General features: G+C 64.5%; 12 protein-coding genes. 6 read left to right on the top strand and 6 right to left on the bottom strand.

What is annotated here, in order from left to right:
• Positions 1-220 (bottom strand): hypothetical protein (locus ACYVRU_RS08955; protein ID WP_461186030.1); only part of this gene is annotated, 220 nt, incomplete at its 3' end.
• A 364-nt stretch (positions 221-584) separates the two neighbouring features.
• On the opposite strand from ACYVRU_RS08955, the gene ACYVRU_RS08950 reads away from it, so the two are divergent.
• Both ACYVRU_RS08950 and ACYVRU_RS08945 read left to right on the top strand, forming a co-directional pair.
• On the top strand, positions 585-1577 hold the full coding sequence (locus ACYVRU_RS08950) for a substrate-binding periplasmic protein (RefSeq protein WP_173112306.1): 993 nt from the start codon (positions 585-587) through the stop codon (positions 1575-1577).
• Between the two features lie 214 nt (positions 1578-1791).
• Complete coding sequence (locus ACYVRU_RS08945; protein ID WP_114548614.1) at positions 1792-4206, top strand: ATP-dependent helicase; 2415 nt, start codon at positions 1792-1794, stop codon at positions 4204-4206.
• A 75-nt stretch (positions 4207-4281) separates the two neighbouring features.
• Here the strand turns inward: ACYVRU_RS08945 and sdaAA are convergent, their stop codons facing one another.
• Positions 4282-5892, bottom strand: a complete 1611-nt coding sequence (gene sdaAA / locus ACYVRU_RS08940) for an L-serine ammonia-lyase, iron-sulfur-dependent, subunit alpha (RefSeq protein WP_114539977.1) — start codon at positions 5890-5892, stop codon at positions 4282-4284.
• A gap of 142 nt (positions 5893-6034) precedes the next feature.
• On the opposite strand from sdaAA, the gene ACYVRU_RS08935 reads away from it, so the two are divergent.
• Both ACYVRU_RS08935 and ACYVRU_RS08930 read left to right on the top strand, forming a co-directional pair.
• Positions 6035-7003, top strand: coding sequence for a manganese-dependent inorganic pyrophosphatase (locus tag ACYVRU_RS08935; protein ID WP_022740360.1), 969 nt, complete (start codon positions 6035-6037; stop codon positions 7001-7003).
• A gap of 197 nt (positions 7004-7200) precedes the next feature.
• Positions 7201-8394, top strand: a complete 1194-nt coding sequence (locus ACYVRU_RS08930) for a M20/M25/M40 family metallo-hydrolase (protein WP_157012305.1) — start codon at positions 7201-7203, stop codon at positions 8392-8394.
• Positions 8395-8708: 314 nt separating this feature from the next.
• Here ACYVRU_RS08930 and ACYVRU_RS08925 read toward each other — a convergent pair whose 3' ends face one another.
• From ACYVRU_RS08925 to ACYVRU_RS08910, 4 genes are all read right to left on the bottom strand, one after another.
• Positions 8709-9425, bottom strand: a complete 717-nt coding sequence (locus ACYVRU_RS08925) for a MerR family transcriptional regulator (RefSeq protein ID WP_114539975.1) — start codon at positions 9423-9425, stop codon at positions 8709-8711.
• A 17-nt stretch (positions 9426-9442) separates the two neighbouring features.
• Positions 9443-10585, bottom strand: a complete 1143-nt coding sequence (locus tag ACYVRU_RS08920; protein ID WP_173112312.1) for a U32 family peptidase — start codon at positions 10583-10585, stop codon at positions 9443-9445.
• 85 nt (positions 10586-10670) lie between these two features.
• On the bottom strand, positions 10671-12335 hold the full coding sequence (locus tag ACYVRU_RS08915; RefSeq protein WP_161127327.1) for an FAD-dependent oxidoreductase: 1665 nt from the start codon (positions 12333-12335) through the stop codon (positions 10671-10673).
• Positions 12336-12476: 141 nt separating this feature from the next.
• On the bottom strand, positions 12477-13109 hold the full coding sequence (locus ACYVRU_RS08910; RefSeq protein WP_114539972.1) for a cytochrome c3 family protein: 633 nt from the start codon (positions 13107-13109) through the stop codon (positions 12477-12479).
• Positions 13110-13381: 272 nt separating this feature from the next.
• Here ACYVRU_RS08910 and ACYVRU_RS08905 point away from each other — a divergent pair, with 272 nt between their 5' ends.
• Together ACYVRU_RS08905 and rpsL are read left to right on the top strand one after the other, a co-directional pair.
• Positions 13382-14878, top strand: a complete 1497-nt coding sequence (locus tag ACYVRU_RS08905; RefSeq protein WP_461186029.1) for a response regulator transcription factor — start codon at positions 13382-13384, stop codon at positions 14876-14878.
• Positions 14879-15202: 324 nt separating this feature from the next.
• The gene (gene rpsL, locus ACYVRU_RS08900; protein ID WP_157012296.1) at positions 15203-15574 is read left to right on the top strand and encodes a 30S ribosomal protein S12; all 372 of its coding nucleotides are present in this window, start codon (positions 15203-15205) and stop codon (positions 15572-15574) included.
• Positions 15575-15666 lie beyond the last annotated feature (92 nt).

Genomic DNA, 15666 nt, shown 5'->3' with positions numbered 1-15666 from the left:
GGTCGAGGAGGTATCTGGACGTGTCGCTGCTGGACGAGTGATCATGCCGACGGCTGGCGGTCGCCTGCTGGAATTTGCGCAAGATTATTGACAGTACCGATTCCAGCACGGTCGGCTCCTCTGCGGCCAGCGGGTCGCGCTCGGCAAAGGTCTCCTTACGTCCCTTGGGGTGCTTGGGGGCCGTATCGTGCTCTAGTTCCCGGGCTTTATGGTCGCTCATAACGGGTCCTCTCTCAACGATGGCATGGGGCGGAAGCGTTGGTGCGCGACGTCGGCTCCGGGCGCCTTCCCGCTTGTCCACGCCGGTTCCTTTCGCTTTCATGGTAGAGCGCGGGGCCGCGAAGGGCGCTGGCGCGGGCGAGCAGTGGGGAATTGTTGGGGAAACTGCTTCACTTTCGTTGAAATTCGCCCTCGGGGGATGATGCCGCCGGCCGCTCAGGGATGATGCGCCCGTCCTCGGGGCAGCTATGGTAGGAAGCGACAAGCCACGCGCTCGCGCGAGAGAGCGGCCGAGCATTGCGTCCCGGCCGCTTCCCGTCGCGCGCCGCTTCGCAGAAAGCCCTGTCCCGAAAGCGAGGAGCCCCATGACCGATCTGTCCCTCTCCGCCCGCACCCGCCGCGTGCCGCTCGGCGCGGCCCTTCGCGCTGCGGGTGCCGCTGTGCTCGCGCTGGCCTTCACCGTCGCGCTGGCCGTCTGCCTGTCCGCTCTCACCGGCTGCTCGTCCGACGAGGCCTCCTCGGCGCAAACCGGCGGCGAGAAGGCGACCGAGGGCGCGCCCACGGCCGAGGCTGGCGTGCTTATGGTGGCCTCGGCGCTCAACAGCGAGCCCTACGAGCAGGCAACCAGCACAAGCCAGATCGGCTTTACCGTGGAGCTGCTCCGGCTGGTGGGCGAGCGCGCCGGGCTGGACGTGCAGTTCGCCAAGGCCGTGAACCACAAGGACGCCGACCAGAACATCACCCCCGGCCGCCCCGAGGACGTCGCCGCGAAGGTGGCCGCGGGCGAGGCCGACCTGGGCGCGTCGTCCATTCCCGCCGATGCCGCGCTCGAGGGCGTGGCGCTTTCCGAGCCCTACCTGCATGCCGACTACGCCGTGGTCACGAAGATGGACACCGGCCACGACGACCTGGCCAGCATCCAGGATGCGGGCACCGTGGTGGCCGTGCAGAACGATGCGGCCATCGCCGCCTGGGTGGCCGAAAACCTGCCCGAGGCCGAGGTGGTTGCCTTCGAGGACGGCATCGACGCCCTTATGGAGCTGAACTCCGAGCGTGCCCAGGCCGCCATCGTGGACGAGCCGCGCTTCCGTCGTTACGTGCAGGTGAAGGAGCCGCACCTGCAGGCGGTGGAGCTTGTCGCCTCCGACAAGGACTACGCCTTCGCAGTGGCCGCCGGCAACGAGGCGCTGCTTACGGCGGTGAATGAGGCCCTGACCGCCCTGCGCGCCGACGGTTCCTACGACGCCCTGTACGATTCCTGGTTCGGCGACGCCGGCATTGCCAACGAGGCCGCCGCATCTCGCGAAAAGGGCACGGGGAACGCCCCCGAGGCCGTGCAGGACTCCACCGGCGCCTAGGGCCTTCGCCGCCGCGCTTGCCTTGCCGGACGCTCGTTTATCGAACAGGTGGTGAAGCCTTCGTGGCCTTTGGGGCCAGAAGGCCGCGCACAGGATAGAATAGGGGAGCCGCTCTCGGGCGGCTCTTTTCATGCTCGCCGCCGGGGTTCTCGCCTCGGCATCGCGCGGGCAGCGAACTCCGCGAACGTTCCACCCAACGGCGAAGGATGCAACCGTGCCCATCGACATCGACACCTTGAACGGCCCCCAGCGCGAGGCGGTCGTCACCACCGAAGGTCCGCTTCTGGTGCTGGCTGGCGCCGGCTCCGGCAAGACCCGCGTGCTCACCTACCGCATCGCGAATATCCTCGATCAGGACCTGGCCGCGCCCTGGGAGATCTTGGCCATCACCTTCACCAACAAGGCGGCCGCCGAGATGCGCGAGCGTTTGGCGCAGCTCGTGGGCACGCGCTCGCGGGGCATGTGGGTGTCCACCTTCCACTCCATGTGCGTGCGCATTCTGCGGGCCGATGCCGAGCGGCTCGGCTTCACGAAGAACTTCACCATCTACGATACCGACGACCTGAAGCGCCTGTACAAGGACATCATGGTCGAGCTGGACATCGATCCGAAGCGCTTTCCCGTGAACCAGCTGATGAACCGCATCTCCCAGGCGAAGAACGACCTCGTTACCCCCGGCAACTTCGACGCCCACGACCCGGTGGGCAAGGTGGCCGAGCGCGTGTACGAGCGGCTGCAGGAGCGCCTTCGGGCGGCCAACGCCTTCGATTTCGACGACCTTCTTCTGTACGGCTACCTGCTGTTGAAGAACCACGAGGACGTGCGCGAGGCCTATCAGGACCGCTTCCGCTATCTTATGGTGGACGAGTACCAGGACACCAACCGCGCCCAGTACGCCATCACCCAGCTGCTCGCCGCCAAGAACCGCAACATCATGGTGGTGGGCGACGACGACCAGTCCATCTACTCCTGGCGCGGCGCCGATCTGCGTAACATCTTGGAATTCGAAAGCGACTACCCCGAGGCCAAGGTGGTGAAGCTGGAGCAGAACTACCGCAGCGTGGGCAATATCCTCGCCGCCGCCAACGCTGTCATCGCCAACAACCAGCATCGCAAGGAGAAGCGCCTGTTCACGGACTCGGGCGACGGGGAGAAGATCTCGGTGTATCTGGCCACCGACGAGCGCGACGAGGGCCGCTGGATCGCCGGGGAGATCGACCGGCGCCGGGCCGAGGGCACTTCCTACAACAACATGGCCGTGTTCTACCGCACCAACGCCCAGTCGCGTATGCTCGAAGATATGCTGTTGCGCGCCGGCGTGCCCTACCGCATCGTCGGGGGCACGCGCTTCTTCGATCGCGCCGAGATCCGCGACGTGATGGCCTACCTCACGCTGGTGGTGAACCCGGCCGACGACATCGCGGCCAAGCGCGTCGTCAACGTGCCGCGCCGCGGTATCGGCAAGACCACCATCGAGCGCATCGACCAGTACGGCCGCGAGATGAACATGCCGTTTCTCACAGCGGCCGAGCTGGCGGTGGTCGATCCGGACATCCGCGCCTCCACCCGCAATGCCGTGGGGGAGTTCATCCAGGTCATCAAGGACGGCGCCACCTACGTGGGCGATCTGCGCAAGGTCGTGGAGATGATCATCGACAAGGCCGGCCTCATTCGCGCCCTGCAGGACGAGGGCACCGACGAGGCGCGCGGGCGCGTCGAGAACATCCAGGAGTTTCTGGGCGTTGTGGACGAGTTCGTGCAGACCCACGATGCGGAGGAGTCCGACTTCGCCGCGCCGACGGTGGGCGAGGACGAGTCCGCCGAGCCCGTGCGCGTACTGCGCGGCGACTCGCTGGCCGATTTCATCGAATGGGTGCGCCTGCGCACCGATCTGGACACGGTGACCGAGGACGGGCAGGCCGTCACCCTCATGACCGTGCACTCGTCCAAGGGCCTGGAATTCGACTGCGTCTGGGTGGCCGGCATGGAGGAGACCCTGTTCCCCCACATGAACTCCGTGGGCGACGCGGCGGCCGTGGAGGAGGAGCGGCGCCTCGCCTATGTGGCCATCACTCGCGCCCGCAAGCGCCTGTGCCTTACCTGCGCCCAGCAACGGCAGATTTTCGGCCAGACGCACGCGAACCCCGTCTCGCGCTTCATCGGCGAGATCCCCAGCGAGCTGCGTCAGACGAGCGGGCTGGGCTCGGCGGGCTTTTCCGGGACCGGTTGGGAGAAGCGCGGGAGCCGTCGGGGCATCGCCGGTTCGGGCACCGAGGCGGGGGAGGGCCGCGTGTTCGGGCGCTCGAGCGCCTCGGGGGCGCAGGGGCGCTCGTTCGCCGAGTACCGCGCGGCCACGGGTACGGGGCGTGCGGCCGGCAGCGTCGGCGGCGCATCCCGCGGCGGTTTGGGCTCGGGCTCGGGCCGCATTGGCGCAGGGGTGAACCCGAATGAGGGCAAGAAGGCCGCCGCGCAGGCGACGTTCGCTGCGGGAGATGCCGTCGACCACAAGACCTTCGGTCGCGGTACCGTGGTGAAGGTCGACGGCGACACCCTGCACGTCAAGTTCGCCAAGACCGGCCAGACTAAGAAGCTGCTGAAAGACTACGCCCCCATCGTGAAGATCGGGTAGGCGCCCTGCCAAGAAGACGGCGGCCCGGATCGCGTCGATCTGGGCCGCCGTGCTGGAAGCGTCTGTCGCGTTACCCTAGCACCCCGCGCAGAAGGCGCAGGCGGACGGGGCCTTGGCGATGCCGCCGAGGGCCGTCTCGCGCAGTTCGGGGGGAAGGCCCCGGCCCACTTCGTCCATGACGGCCACGGCCTCGTCGAAGCTGATGAGGTTCTGGACGCCGGAAAGGGCGATCTGGGCGCTGACGAAGGCGACGGAGGCCGCCGTGGCGTTGCGCTTCTGGCAGGGCACTTCCACAAGGCCGCCCACCGGGTCGCATACCAGGCCGAGCAGCGACATCATCACGTTCGCGCCGGCGGCCAGGCAGCGGTCGGGGGCACCGCCGGCAAGCGTGACGGCCGCCGCAGCCGCCATGGCGGCCGCGCTTCCCACCTCGGCCTGGCAGCCGCCCTCGGCGCCGGACACGCTGGCGTTGCGGGCGATGAGGTAGCCCAGGCCCGCGGCGGTGAGGATGCCCTCGCGCAGCTGGTCGTGGGAGAAGCCGCGCTCGTCGCGCAGGGCCAGAAGCACGCCGGGGAGCACGCCGGCCGAGCCCGCGGTGGGGGTGGCCACGATGACGCCCATGCGCCCGTTGGTCTCCAGGGTCGCCAGGGCGTACTGGGCCGCCCGGGCCGCCAGGGGATCTACCAAGCGGTGCCGGGGATCGGCATCTTCCAAGGCCGCCCGCAGTTTCGCCGCCTCGCCGCCGATGAGGCCGCCCACGGAGGGCTGCGGGTTGCCCAAGGGCTCGGTGGCGGCGTTGCCCATCACTTCCAGAACGCGATCGAGATAGGCGTCGATGCCGGCCTCGGTGCCCTGCTTGGCGCACAGCGCCTCCTCGCGGGCGCGGAAGGCTTGGGCGATGGTGACGTGCTCGCGCTCGCACAGCGCCAGAAGCTCCTCGCCGGATGCGTAGTCCCAGCGGGCGAACCGCTCCTCGGCATCCTCGGGTACGGGCACCTCCTCGCCGTCGCCGGCGCAGGTGGCGGGTACGACGCGCGCGTTGATGATGTCCGGGTGGTCCATCAGAAGCTCGCGCACGCTCGCATCCACGGCGCTATCGGTCTCAAGGACGGTGTAGGCGTCGCCGCGCTTGGCCGTGCGGTGCAGGTTCGCGTTGGCGATGTTGATGCCGCAGTCGGCCAGCACGCCGGCGATGTGGGCGAGCACCCCGCGCTCATCGCGCTGGTGCACGACCACGCTCGTGCGTTCCCCGGTGATGTCCACGTCGATGCCGTTGATGCGCCGAATGACCGCCGCGCCGCCCCCGATGGAGACGCCCCGCATCTCCAGGGTGCGCCCCTCGCGGCTCTCGCAGCGGATGTCCACGGTGTTGGGGTGCGCCACCTCGGTGGTCGTGTCCCAGACGATGTCCACCTGCACGCCGGCTGCCTTCGCCAGGGCGAAGGCGTCGGCCACGCGCGGGTCGTCGGTCGCAAGCTCCAGGATGCCGGCCACCAGCGCCTTGTCGGTGCCGTGGCCGGATCCGGTGGCGGCGAAGGAGCCGTACAGGGTGAAGACGGCGCGTTCGGGCTGCTCGCCGAAGAGCTTCCGCGCCATGGAGGCGAGGGCCAAAGCCCCCGCCGTATGCGAGCTGGACGGTCCCACCATGATGGGGCCGATAATGTCCCTCAGACCATAGGTTTTCACAAGAGCTCCTTTCGCGTTTCTCATCCGCAGAGCAGTTCAGGGCTTCATTTCATCGAAGAAGCCTATCATAGCCCATCGCCTAACGGGCGCAGAGGCGCTATACTGCCTCAAAACCGTAAGTTGGTGAGAAAGGGGAACCTTCATGTCTTCCAAAATCCTCGTCGTGGGCCATCGCAACCCCGACAACGACTCCATCGCCGCAGCCGTGGGCTACGCGCATCTGAAGAATGCGCTGGCCGCCCGCGACGGCGAGGCCGACGCCGTCGAGTACGTGCCCGCCCGTCTGGGGCCGCTGCCGGTGGAAAGCGCCTGGATTCTGGAGCAGAACGACATCGCCGAGCCGGTGCTCATCGAAAACGTGAACCCTGTCGAGCGCGATGGCGAGGAAGTCAAGCAGAAGGTCATCCTCGTGGATCACAACGAGATCGGCCAGGCGGCCCCGGGTATCGAGAACGCCGATGTCGTCGAGATCATCGACCACCATCGCATCGCCGATGTTTCCACGGCCAACCCCATCCTCTTTTTGAACCTCCCCATCGGCTCCACGGCCACCATCGTCACGCTTCAGTTCCGCCAGACCGGCATCGAGCTGCCCGATTCCATCGCCCGCGTGCTCCTGTCGGCCATCCTCACCGACACGGTCATCATGAAGTCTCCCACCTGCACCCAGGTGGACGTCGACCAGGTGAACTTCCTCGCCGACAAGCTCGGCATCGACGCGGTGGAGTACGGCATGGACATCTTCCGCACCCGCGGCGGCGAGGACAAAATGCCCATCGCCAAGTTGGTCGAGGCCGATTCCAAGGAGTTCAAGGTCAACGACGACGTGACGGTGCTCATCGCCCAGCGCGAGACGGTAGACCTGCCGACTGTGATGGCCCGCGAGGCGGAGATTCGCGATCACATGAAGAAGCTCGTGGAAGATAACGGCTACGAGTTCGCCCTGCTGCTCGTCACCGATATTCTGGCCGAGGGCTCGCAGTTCATCGTGGAGGGCGATCCGGCCCGTGTGAACCGCGTCTTCGAGATCGAGTGCTGCGAGGGCGGTAACTGGATGCCCGGCGTGCTGTCCCGCAAGAAGCAGGTGGCGGCCCCCATTCTTGCCTCGTAATAATTCCTTGAGGAATTATTACGCGACGCTGCGGATCCGACAGGCACCTGGCCTTGCCCCTTGTTTTTGCCACGGCGCGGCACGAAGGCCGCTTGGGCAAAAGGCGGGGCAAATCCAGGCACCTGTCGGACCCTCGCTGTTTTCCTTGGGCGCATCCCTGCGACAAAAAATTTAGGAATTTTGAAAGAAGGACCCTTATGAACCCCGATCGCGTGCTTGAATCGTTTTTGGAAATGGTGGCCATCGAGAGCCCGTCATGGCACGAGGCTCCCATGGCAGCTTATTGTGCAGAAAAGCTGGCGGAGATGGGATTCACGGTCACCTTCGACGCTTCTGCGGCGGAAACGGGGTCGGATACGGGCAACCTCATCGCGCATTTGCCCGGCACGGTGCCGGGGCGCATCGGGTTCTCGGCGCATCTGGACACGGTGAAGCCCTGCGCGGGCATCGAGGCGGTCATCGAGCAGCGCCATATCTGCGACGACATTACCTGCCGCATGGCCGAGGTCGTCTACTCGGCGGGGGAGACGATCCTCTCGGCCGATGACAAGGCCGGCATCGCCGCCATTTTCGAGGGGCTGCGCTCGGTGCTGGAATCCGGCACGCCCCGGCCCGACATCACGGTGCTGCTCACCACCTGTGAGGAGCAGAGCCTGCTAGGGGCCGGTGCCCTGGCCGACGATGCGCTCGCGTGGCCGGAGAATCTGCCGGCGGCTACCCCGGAAGCCGAGCGCGACGGACGTTTCCCGCTGTTCGTGCTCGATGCGGACGGGGCGCCGGGCACCATCATCATGGGCGCGCCCTACCACTGGACGCTGCGCGCTCGCATCGAGGGCCGTGCCGCCCATGCCGGCGTGGAACCGGAGGAGGGCGTCTCCGCCATTCAGATCGCCGCAGCCGCCGTGGCCGCCATGCCGCTTGGGCGCATCGACGAGTGCACCACGGCCAACGTCGGCCGCATCGAGGGCGGCGTGGCCGTGAACATCGTGCCCGCCGTCGTGACGCTCATGGGGGAGTGCCGTTCGCTGTACGAGGATCGCGTGCTCGCCCAGCGCGACGCCATGACCCGCGCCTTGGAAGAAGCCGCCGCTCGCTTCGGCGGCCAGGTGGAAGTGGCCTGGGAGCTGGACTACCCGGCTGTCGTGCACGAGCCCGGCGACGCCATCGTCGCGCATTTGGAGGCCGCTGCGGCCACTTGCGGCCTTGAGTCCCGCCACGCCACCTCCGGCGGCGGGGCCGACGCGAACATCCTCGGCACGAAGGGCGCCGACGCCATCACCCTCGGCATCGGCATGACCAACTTCCATTCCGTCGACGAGTATATAGAGGTAGCCGACCTCCAGAACATGGCCCGCTACGTCGAGGCCATCATCGCCGAGTACGCGATGTAGCTTTAGAAGCGACCCCGTAGGGGGCGACCTTGGTCGCCCCTCTCTGCAACGGCAGACTTTTCCGGCAGGGAGAGCCTTGTCCCGGCACCTGCGGGGACAAGGCTCGGATTTTGGCAGACGCGGGTACCAAACCGCCTGTTTTGCCAGGCGCAGGGACCCAAACCGCCCGTTTTGGCTGAACTGCGACAAGCCATCTACCAGGCATTATAGGAAGTTTTCCCAGATCAGAGCTTCGGGTGAAACTGGAGGTTTGGTACCCGTGGACTGCCAGAATCCGAGGTTTGGTATCGTCTAAGACAAGATCGCGTGAAAGGCTATGCTTCAGTTTCCGGTATGCGTAGGGATGCGCGTCGGGCTCGCTCTTCGACGAGATCGCCAAAGACGCTGCGAGCAAACTCAAATTCGTTTTCGTGGCGACGCAAGAAGTTGCGCATGCGCAGGTAGTCGCGCACTTCTACGGCGTCTTCGCTTTCGTCCTCCATGACTTCTTGGGCGAAGGCGCGGGCGCGTTCGATGGAGTCGGCGTCGTCGGCTTCGAGTTCAGCCACATATTGCGTGCGTTCGCCTGCTGGCGCGTAGAACAGGAAAAGGTTGGCGAACTTCCCTTGAGGTCCCTCGGGGAGGCCTTGGGCGGCCTTCTGCTCCGCAGCGGCGCGATCGACGAGAATCTTGCCGTTGTCGCGGCGGCCGGGCAGCACGCCCGAGGCCACCATGGCATTCACGCGGAAGCGACTCACGCCGAGTATCTCGCCAGCTTCGGCAGACGAGATGAGGTCGCTGTCCTCGTCGGCTATCCTTCCCACTTTCAGGCCAGCTGTTGAAATCGGTGGGGCCAGCTCCAGGCTGCGCTTCGCCTCCTCTAGGGTGGTGAGCTTTTTGAGGGGAAGGTGTGGATAATGGATCTCGAACCCTTCGGCGGTTTTCTCGATATAGCCGCCCGGCACGGGGCGGTCGTTGATGGACAGATCCCAGCGCGAGGGCTCGCCCTCGGCGCCGCAATACTCGGTCCAGGTTCTGACTTGGGTAGACATAGGGTTCCTCCTCGCGTTTACAGAGATTGGAATGGGTTTTCAAGGGGCGTCTTTGAAAAGGAGCGGCAAACAGGGTAGCTGCCTCCGAATTGCGCTTCGATGGCGGCGATCATCGACGTCTGCCCCATATCCTCGAGCATCTCGCGAGTGATCCAGCCATAGCCCAGAAGCTCGTCGGCCAATTCGGCACAATAGGCGCAGCGCTGGCATTGTCTGTTGCAAGTGGAGGTGCGTTTGAAGAAATTCGTCCTGCCAAGTGCCTTGTTGTCGATGTGCGCGCGGAATTCGATGCCGTAATAGCCGATGGAGCTGCACAGCAGATCGAAGAGGTTGCCGTCGTAGGACTCGTCCAAGTAGGCTTCGGTGCAGCGAAGCACTTTGCTCGGCATCATATCGCGGCCGACAATTTTGAAGAAGCTTGTGATGCCCTCGTAGCGGCGCATATCTTCGGGCCTGATCCAGTTCGATTTGAAAATCTGCCCGGCATCGCGGCCGATGATGTCGCCGCAAGCGAAAGAGAAGGCGTTGCCCTCGTCGCGCTCTTCGTGGGATTTGTGGGAGATCAAGTTCATGTGGAACTTGCGGTAGGGGCATTTGTTCAAGCACCCCTCGTTTACCATGAGCTTGAGCTCTACGCCAAGTTTCTCGCGGATTTGCCGCAAGAGCTTCAGGTCGCGGTTGATGCTCGTGTCCACGGTCATAGTGGTGGCACCTGCCAGTGCGAAGGCTTCGGCGCGGGAAAAGCAATCGATGTCAGCGAGGACTGAGGCGCTGATTTCAAGGTTCGGACAGGTTTGGCGCGCTTGTTCAATGAGGAAGGGATTGGCCAGTGTCACTGCCTCAATGCCGTGTTGCTCGTGCATGTCGCGAATGAATCCGATTTGTCGATTGAGGGTCTCCTCGGCGTACCAATCCCCGCCATCGCACGTGGAATTCATTGTGACGTCGACGCGGATGCCCGCTTCGCGAATGATGCTGACCACTCCGACGAACTCGTCGAGGGTCGTCACGTTTCCAACGCGGCCCGAACCGGTGATGGCTTGCGGCGCATTCAGGTAGATCTCCCGAATAACGTTGCCGTTGCGTCTTTGAAGCGCGATCAGCTGTCGCAGCGTGGCGGCGTCTCCGTTATAAGGAACGGAAAACTCGAGTTGAGCCACAGAGCCCCTCCTTCCTCTCTCGTTTAGAAAAAGGGCCCGCTTTTCAAGAGCGGGCCCGCTTGTGCTCATCGGCGCCAGGCCGGGCCTAGGCCTCGGTTGCGGCATCCCAGGGTTCGAGGGCGGCGGCATTGCGGCCGGCGATACGGCCGACGCACCAGTTCTCGGAGCCATTGCCGCCGGTGATGGCGTAAGTGTGGCCATTCATGTTGCCGAACGAGCCGGCGGAGTACAGGCGCGGAATCGGGTTGCCGCTCGGATCGACGATGTTGGCGTTCTCGTTGCGGCGAGCACCGCCGATGGTATTGCAGATGCCCGGGTACAGCGGAATGGCGTAGAACGGACCGGTCTCGACCTTTGCCAGCTGCTGGCGGCCGAAGTCCTCGTCAGCGCCCTTGTCGCACAGCTCGTTCCAGCGGGCAACGGAGGCCTTCAGCTTCTCAGCGTCCATCTTGTCGTCCCATTTGCTGGCGGCGATGTTGGCGGCCAGCTCGTCCAGGGTGGCGCCGGTGGTAATCCAGCCACGCTCGAGCTCCCATTTGTTGTCGGCAGACCATCCGGCCCAGCCACCGAGTTCGGGATCGAGACCCTCGGTCATGTAGCCGATGCCCATGCCACCGTTCTCGGTGGCCGCGCCGCCGACCATGCCGCCCCAGGAGCCGCCGTCGAAGGAGGTCTGATCGAAGATGTACCAAGAGGGAATACGGTCGAAATCGCAGATCTCCTCATCGAAATTGGCGTAGGGCTTCCAGCCACCATGGGGGCTGAAGATTTCCTCGTTACCCCAGCGTTCGCCTAGGCGAGATACTTTGATGTAATTGGGCGTGGGGCTCTGCACGGAAACGCCCCCGGGCACGATCTCCGGATCGTCGAACCAGGCGTCGTCGCCGCCACAGACCTGCTGCATGTGCCACAGGTCGGCACCCACCTTCTGGGCCATGGTGATGCCGTCGCCGGTGTTGTACTTCCAGCCGTAGAAGCCGCGCATCGGGTAGCACTTCAGATACTTGGCCTGCAGCTCCTCGTTGAATTCGAAGCCGCCAGTGCACAGGATGACGCCCTTGGAGGCCTTCACGGCCTTGGGGGTCTCGTCGGTTCCCATGAGGGTGTAGCAGCCGACGATCTCCTTGGTGACGGGGTTCTGGATGAGCTCCTCGTCGTGGCATTCGAACAGCACCTCGATGCCGCGGTCGGCGCGATGTTGGTCCATGGCCTCGAAGAAGCCCGCGCCGTAGCCGTCGCCGGAACCGACGTACATCTCCTCGTAGCCAGTGAAGATGTTGTACTCGGCACGGGGGCTATCGCCCAGGGTGTACTCGAGGCCGTACTCGTCGGCGTAGTCGGGGTTTTGCACGGCTTCCTCGGCCCAGGCCTGGCAGACCTCCATAGGTGTCTGCCCATGGAAGGCCTCGAAAGCAAACTGAGCGGCCGCGTCGGCATCGTGGGGGGCAGTCCACTGACCCATGTTGATAGACGAGGACCCGCCTCCGCGGAACGGCGATTTCTCCAGATAGAGCACTTGAGCGCCCTCGTCGAAGGCGGTGATGCCGGCCCACAGGCCCGCTCCGCCGTAGCCGATCACCAAAACGTCGGTCTCGTAGTCCCAGGTCTCGGGCATCCACTCGGGGGTGCTGCCAGTCTCAGAGAGCGCAGCGTCGTTGTTGGCGCACCCGGCCAGGGCGGCGGCGCCGGCAGCGCCGGCGGCAGCCAGGGCGGAGCCCTTCAAAAAAGAGCGGCGAGATACTTCCTCCATGTTTTCCTCCTTAATAAGGCTTGCTATGTCATCCGCCGGAGTGCGGATGATGCTGAGATGGGAATGGCCGCACTCGGACCCCGTAGGGGGAGGGATTGACGGGGTCCGGGCGGAACCGGAGTCAATTAAATGCGCCGGGCCTTACTCGTGGCAGGTGTTGCACTCGTAGACGTCCATGTGGTGGCAGCCCTTGCATGCCTTCTTTGCCGTGTCCTCGATGGTGTCGTCGGAATGCATGCTGTGACAGCTGCCGCAGTCGATGGTCGTATGATCTTCGTTCTCGGGCAGGGCGTGGGGGTTCACTACCGTGCCGTTGGCGTCGGTGAGGATGGCGCAGGCTTCAGTCTTGGCGGCCAGATCCTCCTGGCTGCCGTGGCAACCGCTGCTGAAGCAGGCGGTGGTATCGATGGTGGTCTTTTTCAGCCGTTTGGGCGTCTTGTCGCCGAACTGCACGCCATCGTGGGCGGTCGCCAGGCTGTCGATGTCGCTATGGCAGGTGGTGCACTCCTGCGTCGCATGGTTAGATGCGGGCATCGTCGCGTCGCCGAGCGAGTCGCCCTCGGTGCTGTGGCAGGTGGTGCAGTCGGCATCTGCGGAGAACGCGAAGTCCCCTGTCATTGCGGCGTTCTCGTCGGCTTCAGCCTGTGAGCCGCTGCCCGTTTCGCTGAGATCTGCCGTTTTCGGGGCGCAGCCGACAGTGCCCAGGGACATAAGTGCGATGACACCCGCGACAGCGGAGGCAAGAACGATCTTGCGCAGGGATACGTGAGCCATGCTCCTCTCCTTCCAAGTGGCTCCGGCGGCTCTCTCGTCGTCCCGCCGGATTGAATTCGATGGGCGGCATTGTGCGTCCTCGTCGCCGAAATGCCATCATCCAAAGCCGATGCTTCGCGGGAGGAGACAGATTATTTTGCTGCCAAGCCATCATCTGAAAAGGATGAAAGACCAGGTGGGATAAGGGATGACGAAGGACAGATTGTGGGTGGTTCTCGGCCTTGCCCTTGCTATACTGCCCTTGACCGCACATCGATACGGGAGGGTCGGCGATGGTAGGAATTACGAAGGACGATGGCGCGCTACCGTCTCAGGGGCTAGGAGGGGCTTCCGAGAAGAGCGGGCTTTTGGTGGTTCTCGGGTATATTGGCGCCCAAACGTGGCTTCCCATTGTCGGCGTGGTAGCCGATATGTATCGCGGGGGCGATCTGGCGCTGTCGGGGCTGAACCCCCTTCTCTTTTCTTATCTTGTTGTTTTGGGGACGACGGCGTGCGCAGCGTCTTTCGCGCGTTGGAGGGACGAATGGTCTCGAGGCGTCTTCGGGGCGTTTGCGGGCGCGTTGGCTGCCATCGCCGGCGCAGCGCTTCTGCTCGTTCCCGAACGGGGCGCCTCTGTGGCAGTTGCGGTTCTGCGCGTCGTGTCCGGCGCGCTGCTCGGCTTGGGCGGCGGTTTGCTCACCATGGTATGGAGCGAACGCTTTGGACGGCTGGATGCTCCGGCGCGCTCCCGGGTTTCGTTTCTCGTCGTACTCGCTGCCTGCCTGCTGGCGGCCTTCGCTCAGTCCATAGGCATCCACTGGTTGCTGCTTGCAGTGGTCGCCGTGTTCTCGGCGGTGTCCAGCGCCTTGTTCATGGTGTCGGCGTCTCGCGGTGAGGCTCCTGCTAAAACCTCTTCGCCAGTGACGCATCTGCAGGGGGCTTTTGTTCGCATTATCGCGTCCTATGGCCTGTTCGGCCTTGTCTTCGCCCTGATGATCACGCAGTTTCTCATTGCGCGTCACGGTCACGCCCTGTCGTGGACGTGGTTTTTGAGCCTTTCGGGCGTCGTTATCTCCCTCGTGGTCGAGGTTGTGGCAAAGGCGCTGCTCAAACAGGGATTCAGCTGGCTGCTCCTTCTGCGCTTTGTGGCCATACCGATACTTGTGGCTTTTTACCCCTTCGATGCCGGAAGCGAGTTCTCCCTGCGCTTTGCCACGGGGGCCTCGGCGGTGGCTCTGTGGGTGTACCTTTCCTTGGTGGTGGGAATCGCGGCGGAGGCGGCCGGGCAGATTCGCGTACCTTTTGCTATCGTGTGGGGTGTGGCTCTGGGCGCGCTTGCTCTGGGCGCGGCTTTGGGGTCGAGTTTGGCGCTTATGATGGAGAGCCTCGATCTCCAGGGCCACGTGAGCGTGACGGCCATCGCGGCCATGGTGCTTGCTGTTATCGCGTCGGATATGGTGTTGACGCGCGGAAGTTTGGCGCGGGCCTACAAGAGGGCCGTAACTGCCGCAGGGGGCAAAGAGGCGGAGTCTGCTGACGGCGGTACGCCTTTCGATGAGCGGGTCGCGGCCGTGGCTGAGGTCTACGCGCTGACTGAGCGAGAGGCAGAGGTTCTGGGCATTCTGGCGCGCGGGCATGGGCTGGGTCGCGTTCAGGAGGTGCTTTTCATTGCCGAGGGAACCGCCATTACTCATCGTCGGCACATTTATCAGAAGCTCGATGTCCATTCCAAGGCCGAGCTCATCGATCTCGTCTCCGGCTTCGGAGATGATGGGATAGATGACGATTGAAGTCGGTTTAGATGACCGGGGGCGCTGGCCTTCATCGGTCGGGAGGGCCGACCAAGGTCGGCCCCTACGGGAAAAGCGCGTCAGTCCTCGTCGGCCTCTACGAGAAAGCGTGCCAGTCCTTGTCGGTCGGAAGTGCGTGGGGCTTCCTTGCCTGCATTTCCTGCGATTATGGACAAATTGTGCCGCTCGCCGGAGGGGATGGATACGCCCGGGTGCGTGGCGTTTGACACACAGCGGAAACCCTCGTAATATACCCCCTCGCGCCTCACAGAGGCGCTTGTTTTGTGCAGTGCAAGCCCGTGGAAAAAGGAAAGGAAAAGAGTCTTGCCTACAATTAACCAGCTGGTCCGCAAGGGCCGCAAGAAGACGGTCGACAAGTCGAAGACCCCGGCGCTCAAGGGCAACCCGCAGAAGCGCGGCGTGTGCACCCGCGTGTACACCACGACCCCCAAGAAGCCGAACTCCGCTCTTCGCAAGGTCTGCCGTGTGCGTCTCGTCAACGGTATGGAGGTCACGGCCTACATCCCCGGCGAGGGCCACAACCTCCAGGAGCACTCCATGGTGCTCATCCGCGGCGGCCGTGTAAGGGACCTTCCCGGTGTCCGTTACAAGGTCATCCGCGCGGCGCTCGACTGCGCTGCGGTGGACAACCGCAAGCAGGCTCGCAGCCGCTATGGCGCTAAGCGCCCGAAATAACGTTCGTTAAGTCGCGCGGGTCGGAGAAGTCGGGCTAGAAACCCGCCGACCTAATGGATGCCGGCAAAGCATCCCGAAGCGCGCAGAAGCAA

The organism is Adlercreutzia sp. CNCM I-6216 (genome assembly GCF_977113345.1).
This window is presented reverse-complemented; position numbering and strand designations above follow the sequence as displayed.

Excerpts from the sequence above, each read along its gene's own strand:
- ACYVRU_RS08930 (WP_157012305.1), top strand. The coding sequence starts at position 7,201 with ATGAACCCCGATCGCGTGCTTGAATCGTTTTTGGAAATGGTGGCCATC.
- ACYVRU_RS08950 (WP_173112306.1), top strand. The coding sequence starts at position 585 with ATGACCGATCTGTCCCTCTCCGCCCGCACCCGCCGCGTGCCGCTCGGC.
- ACYVRU_RS08910 (WP_114539972.1), bottom strand. The coding sequence starts at position 13,109 with ATGGCTCACGTATCCCTGCGCAAGATCGTTCTTGCCTCCGCTGTCGCG.
- ACYVRU_RS08935 (WP_022740360.1), top strand. The coding sequence starts at position 6,035 with ATGTCTTCCAAAATCCTCGTCGTGGGCCATCGCAACCCCGACAACGAC.
- ACYVRU_RS08925 (WP_114539975.1), bottom strand. The coding sequence starts at position 9,425 with ATGTCTACCCAAGTCAGAACCTGGACCGAGTATTGCGGCGCCGAGGGC.
- ACYVRU_RS08905 (WP_461186029.1), top strand. The coding sequence starts at position 13,382 with ATGGTAGGAATTACGAAGGACGATGGCGCGCTACCGTCTCAGGGGCTA.
- ACYVRU_RS08915 (WP_161127327.1), bottom strand. The coding sequence starts at position 12,335 with ATGGAGGAAGTATCTCGCCGCTCTTTTTTGAAGGGCTCCGCCCTGGCT.